A 12,429-nucleotide genomic window follows, 5' to 3' on the forward strand; every position below is an offset into this window, starting at 1 on the left:
GAGGTGGGATTAGCGCTTCGAGAACTGCGACGCCTTGCGGGCCTTCTTGAGACCGGCCTTCTTGCGCTCGATGACGCGCGCGTCGCGGGTCAGGAAGCCCGCCTTCTTGAGCGTCGGGCGGTTGTTCTCGCGGTCGATCTCGTTGAGCGCACGGGCGATCGCGAGACGGAGCGCACCGGCCTGGCCCGAGGGGCCGCCGCCGGTGATCTTCGCGATCACGTCGTAGCTGCCGAGCAGCTCGAGGACCTTGAACGGGTCGTTGATGAGCTGCTGGTGGAGCTTGTTCGGGAAGTACTCCTCGAACGTGCGTCCGTTGACCGTGAACGAGCCGCCGCCGGGGACGAGGCGCACGCGCGCGATCGCCTCCTTGCGGCGACCGACGGCCGCGCCGGGAACGTTGAGGGGTGCGCGCACGGGGGCCGCAGCCGCCTCGGCAGGGGTCTCGGTGCTGTAGCTCTGGGCGAGCTCCGGGGCCAGGGAATCTTCGATCTTCGCCATGGTGTCGTGAATCCTTGAAATCGTCCGGCCGGCGCTACTGCGCGACCTGGGTCAGGGTGTAGGTCTTGGGCTGCTGCGCGGCGTGCGGGTGCTCGGCACCGGCGTAGACCTTCAGCTTCTTGATCTGGGCGCGGCCCAGCGAGTTCTTCGGAAGCATTCCGCGGATGGCCTTCTCGACGGCGCGCGTGGGGTGCTTCTCGAGCATCTCCACGTAGGTCGTCGCGGTCAGGCCGCCCGGGTACCCCGAGTGGCGGTAGGCGAGCTTCTTCTCGAGCTTCTGACCGGTGAGGGCCACCTTCTCGGCGTTGATGATGATCACGAAGTCACCCATGTCCATGTGCGGAGCAAAGGTGGGCTTGTGCTTGCCACGAAGGATCGCGGCGGCGTGGCTGGCAAGACGACCGAGCACGATGTCGGTCGCGTCGATGACGACCCACTCACGCTTGATGTCCGCCGGCGTGGGGCTGAACGTACGCGTCACGGAATGACTGCTTTCTGTCGAGGTGTTCGTGAATCCCGCTCCGGTGTGCGTTCCTCGTGGATCACGGGGAACCCAGCGGTGGAGGGCTCAGTCGCGCCCGCGGATGCGGACACAACTTCGCAAGCGTAGTCGATCTCGATGGGTGCGGTCAAACCACCGTGCGGGTCACTCTTCGAGCGCCCGCCGCGCCCGGGTCTGCTCGGCGCGCGCGGCGAGCTCCTCGGTGTTCGGGTAGCCCACCTCGACCAGGGTGAGCCCGTGCGCCGGCAGCACCTTGAAGGCGGAGGTGCGGGTGGCGGCGTCCCGGAGCTCGGCCACCTCACGCGACTCCAGCTTGCGCGTTCCGGCGGCAACGGCGGCCCCCACGAGCGCCCGCACCATGCTGTGGCAGAACGCGTCGGCGCGAACCTCGGCCACCACGACGCCGGCCTCGTCGCGGCGCCACGCGAAGTGCTCCAGCGTGCGGATCGTGGTCGCGCCCGCGCGCGGCTTGCAGAAGCTGGCGAAGTCGTGGAGCCCGAGGAGCACGGTCGCCGCCTCGTTCATCCGGTCGACGTCCAGCTCCTCCGGGGTCCACACCGTCGAGCGCCGGAGCCGCGGGTCCTTCACGGCGACCGCGTCGGCGATCCGGTACTCGTAGCGCCGCCAGCTCGCCGAGAAGCGCGCGTCGAAGCCGGGGTCCGCCGGCGTCGCCTGCGAGACGTAGAGGTCCCCCGCGGCACCCGCGATCCCGTTGAGGCGTCGGGTGAGCGAGCCGATCGCCACTGCCGGGTCGTCGGTGGAGCGGACCCCGCGACGCGCGATGCGAAGCCGCGCGAGCTGCGGAGGCGTCAGGTCGAGGTGCGACACCTGACCGGTCGCGTGCACGCCCACATCGGTGCGTCCGGCGACGACGAGGGTCGGCGCGGGGAGGTGCCGCGAGAACAGCGTCGCGAGGGCGCTCTCGAGCTCACCCTGCACGGTGCGGAGCCCGGGCTGCTTGGCCCAGCCGTGGAAGTCGGTGCCGTCGTAGGCGAGGTCGAGGCGCACGCGCGTGGCCGACGAGTCTCCGAATTTCACCCTGAGAGTCTAGGCGGCGCCTGCTCCGCCGCGGCGAGGCACCGCCTCACGCCTACAGCTCTTCGACGTGCGCGACCGAGCGCGAGGTCGCCACGAAGCCCATGCCGGTGTAGAGCCCGAGCGCGCCCGTCGGATTCTCGCTGTCGACGTCGAGCGCGATCCGCTCGTGCCCGGCCGCGCGCGCCGCGCGCATCACCTCGGCCAGCAGTGCCGGGGCGACACCGCGCCGTCGCCAGTCGCGCACCACTCCGACGAGCGCGACGTAGCCGCCGACATAGCCCTGGCGCTCGAAGTCGTCCGGGTTCACCTGAGTCTCGACGAAGCCGACGACACGATCGCCGTCCCAGGCCACGAGCGACAGGTCGACCGCGCGGGTGGGCAGGCTCCAACCCGAGAGCCACTGCTCCGCCGAGGTGGGCTGGCTGCCCCAGTGATCGCGGAAGGCGTCGTTCTTGGCGACGCGCACCGCCTCACGGTCCGCATCTCGAGGGAGCTCGAAGCGCAGCCCGTCCGGCACCGCGATCTCGGGGATCGGATCGCTGAGATCGCGCTCGAGCTTCGAGAACCAGCGCACCAGCGGCAGTCCGGCCCGCTCGAACAGGTGCCGGGCATCCGCCGTCCGCTCCTCGGCGTAGACCATGACCCAGCCCGGCATCGGCTGGTCGATGGCTGCGAGCTGCTCGCGGGCGCGCTGGCGCTGCCAGGCGAGCAGCTGGCGTCCCAGGCCGCGGCCGCGGTGCTCCGGGTGCACGCCGCCGAACAGGATCGAGCGGGCGATCGTCTCGGGGTCGGGTGGCGCCATCACATGCCCGAACGCGACGAATCCGTCGGCGGTCTCCCCGATCAGGGTGTCGCGGGCGAGGTCCACCCAGGGATGCCGGAACTCCTCGTCGATCTCGTCGAGCGTCTCGACCCACTCCGGGTGATCGGCGGAGGCGAGGGCGCCGTAGAAGGCGAGCACCGCGGGGACGTCGTCGATCGTGGCGGCCCGCCAGGAGATCTCGGCCGTGTCGGCCGGCGGACGCGGCGCCTCCACCGCGCCCAGCCGTTCGCGCAGCGAACTCATCGTCATGCGGTGAATCTACTCGGTCGTCGCCTTCGCGGCGAGACAACAAAGGGGGCCCCTCAGGGCCCCCTTCGCGTGTCGAATCTCTCGACGACTACTTCTCGTCGCTCTCCGCGACCTCGGCGGGGGCGTCCTCGACGGGCGCCTCCTCGACCGGGGTTTCCTCGGCGACGGGCTCGGCCTTGGCGGGAGCCGCCGCGGCCTTCGCCGGCTTGGCCTTCTTCGTGACGGGCTCGAGAACGAGCTCGATCACGGCCATCGGCGCGTTGTCACCCTTGCGGTAACCGGTCTTCGTGATGCGGGTGTAGCCGCCCTCACGCTCGGCAACGAGCGGCGCGATCTCGGTGAAGAGCTCGTGCACGACGCCCTTGTCCGAGATGATCGACAGCACGCGACGGCGCGCGTGCAGGTCGCCGCGCTTGGCGAACGTGATGAGGCGCTCCGCGAGCGGACGCAGGCGCTTGGCCTTCGTCTCGGTCGTCTGGATGCTCTTGTGAGTGAAGAGCGCCGCCGCGAGGTTCGCGAGGAGCAGACGCTCGTGGGCGGGTCCGCCTCCGAGGCGGGGTCCCTTCGTAGGCTTAGGCATGTCGTTTTTCCTTGGTTTCCTAGCTCAGAAGCGGCGGGGCGGCCGGCTCTAGAGGTTCTCTTCCTCGTCGTATCCGCCGTAGAAGTGTGCGCCGTCAAAGCCGGGCACGCTGTCCTTGAGCGAAAGGCCCATCTCGACGAGCTTGTCCTTCACCTCATCGACCGACTTCTGGCCGAAGTTGCGGATGTTCATCAGCTGCGTCTCGGAGAGCGCCACGAGCTCGCTCACCGTGTTGATGCCCTCGCGCTTGAGGCAGTTGTAGCTGCGCACAGACAGGTCGAGGTCTTCGATCGGCATGCTGAGCTCGGTCGACAGAACGGCTTCGGCCGGGGCCGGGCCGATCTCGATGCCCTCGGCCGCGGTGTTCAGCTCGCGAGCGAGACCGAACAGCTCGGTGAGGGTGCGACCGGCGGACGCGATCGCGTCGCGCGGGCTGATCGCCGGCTTCGTCTCGACGTTGACGACCAGGCGGTCGAAGTCGGTGCGCTCACCGGCACGCGTGGCCTCCACGCGGTAGGTGACCTTGAGAACGGGCGAGTAGATCGAGTCGATCGGGATCTGACCCGCTTCGCTGAACTCGCTGCGGTTCTGCGTCGCCGAGACGTAGCCGCGGCCGCGCTCGATGGTGAGCTCGAGGTCGAACGTCGCCTTGTCGTTGAGCGTCGCGATGACCAGCTCGGGGTTGTGGATCTCGACCCCGGCCGGCGCCGAGATGTCGGCGGCCGTGACCTGGCCGGCACCCTTCTTGCGCAGGTACGCCGTGATCGGCTCGTCGTGCTCGCTCGAGACGACGAGGTTCTTGATGTTCAAGACGATCTCGACGACGTCTTCCTTCACACCCGGAACGGTCGAGAACTCGTGCTGGATGCCGTCGAGGCGGATGCTCGTGACCGCAGCACCGGGGATCGACGAGAGGAGCGTGCGACGCAGCGAGTTCCCGAGCGTGTAGCCGAAGCCGGGCTCGAGGGGCTCGATGATGAAGCGCGAACGGAACTCCGAGATGTTCTCCTCGGAAAGAGTGGGACGCTGTGCAATCAGCACGTTGGTGTTTCCTTTCGGCGAGAGCGTCCGCCATATGACGCTCACGGGAAGACGGCGGGTGGCTGGGCCGCCGGGTTATTGAATTGTCAGAACTGCGCCGCGATTCCGCGGGTGGGCCGGGTGCGCAGCGCGCGCGAAGCGCACCCGACCACGCCACGTGAACCAGTCAGCGCGGCGTCTGAGACTTAGACGCGGCGACGCTTCGGCGGACGAACACCGTTGTGAGCCTGAGGCGTCACATCGTTGATCGTGCCGACCTCGAGGCCCGCCGACTGCAGCGAACGGATCGCCGTCTCGCGACCCGAACCCGGGCCCTTCACGAAGACGTCGACCTTCTTCATGCCGTTCTCCTGCGCCTTGCGCGCGGCCGCCTCGGCGGCCATGCCGGCCGCGTACGGGGTCGACTTGCGCGAGCCCTTGAAGCCGACGTCGCCGCCGGAGGCCCAGGCGATGACCGCACCCGAGGGGTCGGTGATCGAGACGATGGTGTTGTTGAACGTTCGACTTGATGTGGGCCTGGCCCACGGCGATGTTCTTCTTTTCCTTGCGGCGGGGCTTGCGCGCGGCCGACTTCGGGGTAGCCATTACTTCTTGCCTGCCTTCTTCTTACCGGCGACGGTGCGCTTCGGGCCCTTGCGGGTGCGGGCGTTGGTCTTGGTGCGCTGTCCGCGCACGGGAAGGCCGCGACGGTGGCGGATGCCCTCGTACGAGCCGATCTCGACCTTGCGACGGATGTCGGCCTGAACCTCACGGCGCAGGTCACCCTCGACCTTGTAGGTGCCCTCGATGTAGTCGCGAAGGGCGACGAGCTGGTCGTCGGTCAGATCCTTCACGCGGATGTCACCGGAGATTCCGGTTTCCTTGAGGGTGGCGAGGGCGCGAGTGCGCCCCACACCGTAGATGTACGTCAGTGCGACCTCCACGCGCTTTTCGCGCGGGATGTCGACGCCGGCGAGACGTGCCATGGTGGCTTCTCCTGGGAGTCATTCGGAGGTGTGACACACCGTCGGTGCCCGGGCCTCCGACCCGGGGTGTCCCCTCTCGCGAGGTTCTGACGGTGCTGATTCAGCTATTCAGTTGTGGAGCTTGTGCGTGTCAGCCCTGGCGCTGCTTGTGGCGCGGGTTGGACTTGCAGATGACCATGACGCGACCGTTGCGGCGAATGACCTTGCAGTGGTCGCAGATGGGCTTGACGCTGGGGTTGACCTTCATTGTTCTCTCTCGCTGTCATCGTGCGCGGACACCGTCAGGTGCCCGGCCGTTACTTTCCAGCAGTCCTTACTTGTAGCGGTAGACGATACGGCCGCGAGTCAGGTCGTAGGGGCTCAGCTCTACGATCACCCGGTCCTCAGGAAGGATCCGGATGTAGTGCTGACGCATCTTGCCCGAAATGTGGGCGAGAACCTTGTGTCCGTTGCTCAGCTCAACGCGAAACATCGCGTTGGGAAGAGCTTCGACCACCGATCCCTCGATCTCGATGACTCCGTCTTTCTTGGCCATAACCTCTCAAGCGCTCACGTGTGTACTGCTGGTCGTGCGGTGGGTGGGTGATGCAGGCACGCCCGAAGGCACACGGCACCAAAGATCGAGCCTAGCCCATCGGGGGCGTTTTCGCCACACGCCGACACGGATGCCGGGTGGAGCAGGGTTGTGCGCTACGCGGCGCCCAGATCGCGCGCGTCGAGCGCGGCGAAGATCCGTGCGGTGACCTCGTCGATCGGGCCGAGGCCGTCGACCTCGATCAGCAGCCCGCGCTCGTCGAACATCTCGAGCAGCGGCGCCGTCTCGCGCTGGTAGACCTCCTGGCGATGCCGGATGGCCTCCTCGGAGTCGTCGACGCGGCCCTGCTCGATGGAGCGCTGGCGCAGACGCCGAACGACCTCCTCCTGGTCGGCGGCGAGCCGCACGACACCGTCGAGCGCGTGGCCGTGCGAGGCGAGGAGCTCGTCCAGGTAGCGCACCTGGTCGGGCGTGCGGGGGTAGCCGTCGAGCAGGAACCCGCCCTGGGCATCCGCCTCGTTGAGACGATCCGTGACGAGCGCGTTGGTCAGCGAGTCGGGGACGTAGTCGCCGGAGTCGACGATCGCCTTCACCTGCTTGCCCAGCTCGGTCTCATTCGCGATGTTGAAGCGGAAGATGTCACCCGTCGAGATCGTCGGGATCCGGTACTTCTCCGCGATCCGCGCCGCCTGGGTGCCCTTGCCGGCACCCGGCGGGCCGACGATCAGCAATCGGGTCACTTCAGCAGCCCCTCGTAGTGGCGCTGCTGCAGCTGCGAGTCGATCTGCTTGACCGTCTCGAGGCCGACGCCGACCATGATCAGGATGCTCGTGCCGCCGAACGGGAAGTTCTGGTTGGCACCGACGAGCACGAGCGCGATGAGCGGAATCAGCGCGACGAGACCCAGGTAGATCGAGCCCGGCAGGGTGACGCGCGTCAGGACGTAGTCGAGGTACTCGGCCGTCGGACGCCCGGCGCGGATGCCCGGGATGAAGCCGCCGTACTTCTTCATGTTGTCGGCCACCTCGTCCGGGTTGAACGTGATCGCGACGTAGAAGTACGTGAAGCCGACGATGAGCAGGAAGTACGTGAGCATGTACAGCGGGTGGTCCCCGGCCGTCAGCGTGTCCGAGATCCAGCTCACCCAGGCCGCGGGCGCTTCGCCGGCGGCAGGCTGGTTGAACTGCGCGATGAGCGCCGGCAGGTACAGCAGCGACGAGGCGAAGATGACCGGCACGACGCCCGCCATGTTGACCTTGATCGGGATGTACGTGTTGTTGCCGCCGTAGGTGCGGCGACCGACCATGCGCTTGGCGTACTGCACCGGAACGCGGCGCTGCGACTGCTCGACGAAGATGACGGCGACCATGATCAGCACGCCGATCGCGAGCACGAGGATGAAGATCTCGATGCCGCGCGTGGTGGCGATGGTGCCGAGCGAGGTCGGGAACGTCGCGGCGATCGAGGTGAAGATCAGCAGCGACATGCCGTTGCCGATGCCGCGCTCGGTGACGAGCTCACCCATCCACATGATGACGCCGGTGCCGGCCGTCATGGTGATGACCATGAGCAGGATCGCGTACCAGGCGTCGTTGGCGATGAGGTCGGAGCACTCCGCGACCGAGCCGGTCGGGAACAGCGCACCGGAGCGCGCGACCGTGATGAGCGTGGTCGACTGCAGAACGCCGAGCGCGATCGTCAGGTAGCGCGTGTACTGCGTGAGCTTCGCCTGACCCGACTGCCCCTCCTTGTAGAGGGTGTCGAAGTGAGGGATGACCACGCGCAGCAGCTGCACGATGATCGACGCCGTGATGTACGGCATGATTCCGAGCGCAAAGATCGACAGCTGCAGGAGAGCCCCGCCGCTGAAGAGGTTGACCAGGTCGTACAGGCTCCCCGCAGTGGAGTTCCCGGCAAGACAGGCCTGCACGTTCTCGAACTGCACAAACGGCGCTGGGATGAACGACCCCAGGCGGAAGAGCGCGACGATGCCGAGCGTGAACCCGATTTTGCGACGCAGGTCGGGCGTGCGGAAGATCCGCGCGACGGCACTGAACACGACGCCTCCAGAAGTTTTTGGGACAGTGCGACCTTACCCGGTCGCAGAGACGGCGGCTCCCCACTTCGGGGAGCCGCCGTCAGAAACTACTTGACCGAACCGCCGGCGGCGACGATCTTCTGCTCCGCGGAGCTCGAGACCTTGTCGACCGTGACGTTCAGCTTGACGGCGATGTCGCCGCCACCGAGAACCTTGACCTTCTCGTTCTTGCGAACGGCGCCCTTGGCCACGAGGTCGCCGACGGTGACGTCGCCGCCCTTCGGGTAGAGCTCGGCGAGCTTCTCGAGGTTCACGACCTGGTACTCGACGCGGAACGGGTTCTTGAACCCGCGCAGCTTCGGCGCACGCATGATCGAGTTGAGGTTTCCGCCCTCGAGCCCGGCCGCCACCTGGTAGCGCGCCTTGGTGCCCTTGGTTCCGCGGCCCGCGGTCTTGCCCTTCGAGCCCTCACCGCGACCCACGCGGGTCTTGGCCTTCTTCGCGCCCGCAGCGGGACGCAGGTGGTGGGCCTTCAGGATCTGCGGGCGAGCCTCGGCGGGCTCGGCAGCCTTCTTGGCAGCGGGCTTCGCCGCGGCCTTGGCCGGAGCCTTCTCAGCAGCGGCCTTCTCGGCCGGAGCCTTGTCGGCAGCAGCCTTGGCCGGAGCCTTCTTCGCAGGCGCCTTCTCGGCGGCCGGCTTGTCGGCGGCAGCCTTGGCCGGAGCCTTGGCGGCGGTCGACTTGGCGGCCGTCGTCTTGGCCGGAGCCTTCTTCGCGGGCGCCTTCTCAGCGGCCGGCTTGTCGGCAGCGGCCTTGGCCGGAGCCTTCTTCGCCGGAGCCTTCTTCGGAGCCGCCGCAGCGGTCTCCTTCTTGTCTTCCTCAGCCATTAGTCAATCTCCTCGACCTTCACGAGGTGGGCGACCGTGCGGACGTAGCCGCGGTTGGCCTGGGTGTCCTCACGCACGACGACGTCGCCGATGCGCTTGAGGCCCAAGCTCCGCAGCGTGTCGCGCTGGTTCTGCTTCTCGCTGATAACGGACTTGATCTGGGTCACCTTGAGGCGCGCAGCCATCATGAACCTGCCTTTGCACTTGCCGCGGCACGAGCGTCGGCCTCGGCGCGCACGAGGCGCTCCGGAGCGACGGCTTCGAAGTCGAGGCCACGACGTGCGGCCACCGCGCGCGGCTCTTCGAGCTGCTGCAGCGCCTCCACGGTCGCGTGAACGATGTTGATCGTGTTCGACGAGCCGAGCGACTTGCTCAGGACGTCGTGGATGCCGGCGCACTCGAGCACCGCGCGGACCGGACCACCGGCGATAACACCGGTACCGGGGCCGGCGGGACGCAGCAGGACGACACCGGCAGCGGCCTCACCCTGCACGGGGTGCGGGATGGTCGCGCCGGAGCGCGGGACGCGGAAGAAGTTCTTCTTCGCCTCCTCGACGCCCTTGCTGATCGCGAGCGGCACTTCACGCGCCTTGCCGTAGCCGACGCCGACCATGCCGTTGCCATCGCCCACGACGACGAGCGCCGTGAAGCTGAAGCGACGGCCGCCCTTGACGACCTTCGACACGCGGTTGATCGTGACGACGCGCTCGAGGAACTGGCTCTCCTCGCGGCCGCCACGCGCACCGCGATCGTTGCGCGGTCCACGCTCACGGCTGCCACGACGAGCCTCGCGAGGCTCGGTCGACGGCGCCGTCCCGGCCGCCGTCTCCACGACCTTGCCGGCCGCGACGGTGGTCTCGTCGGTCACGTTGTTCTGCTCCTGGTTTTCAGTGGCCTCGGTCACAGCTCCAGCCCTCCCTCGCGAGCGCCCTCGGCGATCGCGGCCACGCGTCCTGCGTAGCGGTTGCCACCGCGGTCGAACACGACTGCGGCGATGCCGGCCTTCTTGGCACGTTCGGCGACGAGTTCGCCGACCTTGCGGGCCTTTGCGGTCTTGTCGCCGTCGAAGGCGCGAAGATCCGCCTCGAGGGTCGACGCGGAGGCCACGGTGTGGCCCTTGCTGTCATCAACGACCTGCACGAAGACGTGACGGGCCGAGCGGGTGACGACGAGGCGCGGACGCTCTTCCGTGCCCACGATGCGCTTGCGCACACGGGTGTGGCGACGGGCGCGCTGCGCGGACTTCGAATCCGAACGCTTGACGATTCCAGCCATGATCACTTACCACTCTTTCCGGCCTTGCGACGAACAACCTCGCCGGCGTAACGCACACCCTTGCCCTTGTAGGGCTCGGGCTTGCGCAGCTTGCGAATGTTCGCCGCGACCTCGCCAACGGCCTGCTTGTCGATGCCCTTGACGGTCAGCTTGTTGTTGCCCTCGACCTCGAACGAGATGCCGGCGGGCGGGTCCACGGTGATCGAGTGCGAGTAGCCGAGAGCGAACTCGACCGAGCTGCCCTTCGACGCGACGCGGTAACCGGTGCCGACGACCTCGAGGCTCTTGGAGTAGCCCTCGGTCACGCCGACGATCTGGTTGGCGATCAGCGTGCGGGTGAGCCCGTGCAGCGAACGCGACTCGCGCTCGTCGTCCGGACGGGACACGACGACCTGGCCCTCTTCGAGCTTGACCTCGATGGGGCTCTTGACGGTGAGCGACAGCTCGCCCTTCGGACCCTTGACGGCGACGGCCTGGCCGTCGATCGTCACGGTCACGCCGGCGGGCACGTCGATGGGAAGACGTCCAATACGCGACATGTCAGATCACCACACGTAGGCGAGGACTTCCCCACCCACGCCCTTCTTGGTCGCCTCGCGGTCCGTGAGGAGCCCCGAGGAGGTGGACAGGATGGCCACGCCGAGTCCGCCGAGGACGTGAGGGATCTCCGTCGACTTGGCGTACACGCGAAGGCCGGGCTTCGACACGCGCTTGATGCCCGCGATCGACCGCTCACGGTTGGGGCCGTACTTGAGGTCGATCGTGAGCGTCGAGCCCACGCGCGCCTCTTCGACCTTCCACCCGGAGATGTAGCCCTCCTTCTGGAGGATCTCGGCGATGTGGGTCTTGAGCTTGCTGTTCGGCAGCGAAACCGTGTCGTGGTAGGCGCGGTTCGCGTTGCGCAGACGGGTCAGCATGTCCGCGACCGGGTCTGTCATCGTCATTGTGTGTGTTTCCTTCGTTCAGCCGGTTTCGACATCCGCTAGCTCCTCAAGAGCACCGACCGGATGCCGACCTGGTTGATGGTCGACGGGGCGGTTGCCCCGTCGGGTGCTACTGGGCGTTCTCCGCCGACTTGAACGGGAAGCCGAGCGCGCGCAGCAGGGCGCGACCCTCGTCATCCGTCTTCGCGGTGGTGACGACCGTGATGTCGAATCCGCGGACGCGGTCGATCTTGTCCTGATCGATCTCGTGGAACATGCTCTGCTCCGAGAGACCGAAGGTGTAGTTGCCGTTGCCGTCGAACTGCTTGGCGCTCAGGCCGCGGAAGTCGCGGATGCGCGGAAGCGCGAGCGACAGCAGGCGGTCGAGGAACTCCCAGGCACGGTCGCCGCGCAGCGTCACGTGGGCGCCGATCGGCATGCCCTCACGCAGCTTGAACTGCGCGATCGACTTGCGGGCGAGCGTCACCTGCGGCTTCTGACCCGTGATGAGCGTGAGGTCCTTGATGGCCCCCTCGATCACCTTCGAGTCGCGCGCGGCTTCACCGACACCGGTGTTGACGACGATCTTGACAAGACCAGGAACCTGGTGCGGGTTGGTGTACCCGAACTCTTCGCTGAGAGTCTTGACGATCTCCGTGCGGTACTTCGACTTGAGTCGGGGCTGGATTGTGCCAGCCTCAGTCGTCGCGGCCATCAGATCACTTCTCCGGACTTCTTCGCGTAGCGCACGCGAACGGTCTTCTTGACGCCGTCCTTCTCGACGGTCTCCTCACGGAAACCGACGCGGGTCGGCGTCTTGGTCTTGGGGTCGACGAGTGCCACATTCGAGATGTGGATCGGCGCCTCGTGCGTCTCGATGCCGCCGGTCTTGGTGCCGCGCTGCGACTGCCCGACCTTGACGTGCTTCGTGACGTAGTTGACGCCCTCGACGATGACGCGGTTCTTCTCGGAGAGAACCTCGATCACGCGACCCTGCTTGCCCCGGTCACCGCCGCGGTCCTGCGAGGGACCGCTGATGATCTGGACGAGGTCGCCCTTCTTGATGTTGCGGCCCATA

General features: G+C 67.4%; 19 protein-coding genes and 1 pseudogene. All 20 read right to left on the minus strand.

The genetic code is table 11. From position 1 onward, the window contains the following. Window positions 1–9: 9 nt before the first annotated feature. The 20 genes and pseudogenes from rpsI to rplX all read right to left on the minus strand — a co-directional run bounded on the left by rpsI (window position 10) and on the right by rplX (window position 12,428). Complete coding sequence (gene rpsI / locus AC0L6Y_RS10515; RefSeq protein ID WP_473552096.1) at window positions 10–498, minus strand: 30S ribosomal protein S9; 489 nt, start codon at window positions 496–498, stop codon at window positions 10–12. Between the two features lie 34 nt (window positions 499–532). Beyond that, window positions 533–979 (minus strand): 50S ribosomal protein L13, encoded by a 447-nt coding sequence (gene rplM / locus AC0L6Y_RS10520; RefSeq protein WP_473552098.1) that lies wholly within the window; start codon window positions 977–979, stop codon window positions 533–535. A gap of 165 nt (window positions 980–1,144) precedes the next feature. Further along, window positions 1,145–2,038: a tRNA pseudouridine(38-40) synthase TruA gene (gene truA, locus AC0L6Y_RS10525; protein WP_473552101.1), complete on the minus strand. Its 894-nt coding sequence runs from the start codon at window positions 2,036–2,038 to the stop codon at window positions 1,145–1,147. Between the two features lie 52 nt (window positions 2,039–2,090). Continuing rightward, window positions 2,091–3,110, minus strand: a complete 1,020-nt coding sequence (locus tag AC0L6Y_RS10530; RefSeq protein ID WP_473552105.1) for a GNAT family N-acetyltransferase — start codon at window positions 3,108–3,110, stop codon at window positions 2,091–2,093. Between the two features lie 88 nt (window positions 3,111–3,198). Continuing rightward, window positions 3,199–3,690, minus strand: a complete 492-nt coding sequence (gene rplQ / locus AC0L6Y_RS10535; protein WP_473552107.1) for a 50S ribosomal protein L17 — start codon at window positions 3,688–3,690, stop codon at window positions 3,199–3,201. Window positions 3,691–3,738: 48 nt separating this feature from the next. Continuing rightward, window positions 3,739–4,731, minus strand: coding sequence for a DNA-directed RNA polymerase subunit alpha (locus AC0L6Y_RS10540; RefSeq protein WP_473552109.1), 993 nt, complete (start codon window positions 4,729–4,731; stop codon window positions 3,739–3,741). Window positions 4,732–4,916: 185 nt separating this feature from the next. Further along, a pseudogene (rpsK, locus tag AC0L6Y_RS10545) lies at window positions 4,917–5,316 on the minus strand (30S ribosomal protein S11). Beyond that, window positions 5,316–5,696: a 30S ribosomal protein S13 gene (gene rpsM, locus AC0L6Y_RS10550; protein WP_294178336.1), complete on the minus strand. Its 381-nt coding sequence runs from the start codon at window positions 5,694–5,696 to the stop codon at window positions 5,316–5,318. Before rpsM ends, rpsK begins: the two are co-directional and overlap by 1 nt. A 130-nt stretch (window positions 5,697–5,826) precedes the next feature. Further along, window positions 5,827–5,943, minus strand: coding sequence for a 50S ribosomal protein L36 (rpmJ, locus tag AC0L6Y_RS10555; RefSeq protein ID WP_055821300.1), 117 nt, complete (start codon window positions 5,941–5,943; stop codon window positions 5,827–5,829). Window positions 5,944–6,009: 66 nt separating this feature from the next. Continuing rightward, entirely contained in the window at window positions 6,010–6,231 is a 222-nt protein-coding gene (gene infA, locus AC0L6Y_RS10560) for a translation initiation factor IF-1 (RefSeq protein ID WP_066056559.1), read from the minus strand. A gap of 155 nt (window positions 6,232–6,386) precedes the next feature. Then, the gene (locus AC0L6Y_RS10565) at window positions 6,387–6,971 is read right to left on the minus strand and encodes an adenylate kinase (protein ID WP_473552112.1); all 585 of its coding nucleotides are present in this window, start codon (window positions 6,969–6,971) and stop codon (window positions 6,387–6,389) included. Next, a complete protein-coding gene (gene secY / locus AC0L6Y_RS10570; protein ID WP_473552115.1) occupies window positions 6,968–8,290 on the minus strand; it encodes a preprotein translocase subunit SecY in 1,323 nt (440 codons plus the stop codon). Before secY ends, AC0L6Y_RS10565 begins: the two co-directional genes overlap by 4 nt. An 86-nt stretch (window positions 8,291–8,376) precedes the next feature. Beyond that, on the minus strand, window positions 8,377–9,153 hold the full coding sequence (gene rplO, locus AC0L6Y_RS10575) for a 50S ribosomal protein L15 (RefSeq protein WP_473552118.1): 777 nt from the start codon (window positions 9,151–9,153) through the stop codon (window positions 8,377–8,379). Further along, window positions 9,153–9,338: a 50S ribosomal protein L30 gene (gene rpmD, locus AC0L6Y_RS10580; RefSeq protein WP_271119459.1), complete on the minus strand. Its 186-nt coding sequence runs from the start codon at window positions 9,336–9,338 to the stop codon at window positions 9,153–9,155. The genes rplO and rpmD overlap by 1 nt, the downstream gene beginning before the upstream one ends. Beyond that, window positions 9,338–10,021 carry a 30S ribosomal protein S5 gene (rpsE, locus tag AC0L6Y_RS10585; RefSeq protein WP_473558460.1) on the minus strand — a complete coding sequence of 228 codons (684 nt, stop codon included), beginning with the start codon at window positions 10,019–10,021 and terminating at the stop codon, window positions 9,338–9,340. The genes rpmD and rpsE overlap by 1 nt, the downstream gene beginning before the upstream one ends. A 32-nt stretch (window positions 10,022–10,053) precedes the next feature. Further along, window positions 10,054–10,428: a 50S ribosomal protein L18 gene (gene rplR, locus AC0L6Y_RS10590; RefSeq protein ID WP_294178426.1), complete on the minus strand. Its 375-nt coding sequence runs from the start codon at window positions 10,426–10,428 to the stop codon at window positions 10,054–10,056. A gap of 2 nt (window positions 10,429–10,430) precedes the next feature. Continuing rightward, window positions 10,431–10,967, minus strand: a complete 537-nt coding sequence (rplF, locus tag AC0L6Y_RS10595) for a 50S ribosomal protein L6 (protein WP_473552121.1) — start codon at window positions 10,965–10,967, stop codon at window positions 10,431–10,433. Window positions 10,968–10,973: 6 nt separating this feature from the next. Further along, on the minus strand, window positions 10,974–11,372 hold the full coding sequence (rpsH, locus tag AC0L6Y_RS10600; protein ID WP_473552124.1) for a 30S ribosomal protein S8: 399 nt from the start codon (window positions 11,370–11,372) through the stop codon (window positions 10,974–10,976). Window positions 11,373–11,481: 109 nt separating this feature from the next. Then, a complete protein-coding gene (gene rplE, locus AC0L6Y_RS10605) occupies window positions 11,482–12,066 on the minus strand; it encodes a 50S ribosomal protein L5 (RefSeq protein ID WP_473552125.1) in 585 nt (194 codons plus the stop codon). Beyond that, window positions 12,066–12,428, minus strand: coding sequence for a 50S ribosomal protein L24 (rplX, locus tag AC0L6Y_RS10610; RefSeq protein WP_294178356.1), 363 nt, complete (start codon window positions 12,426–12,428; stop codon window positions 12,066–12,068). The genes rplE and rplX overlap by 1 nt, the downstream gene beginning before the upstream one ends. Window position 12,429: the final 1 nt, after the last annotated feature.

Source organism: Pseudolysinimonas sp. 10J20-29 (genome assembly GCF_055809595.1).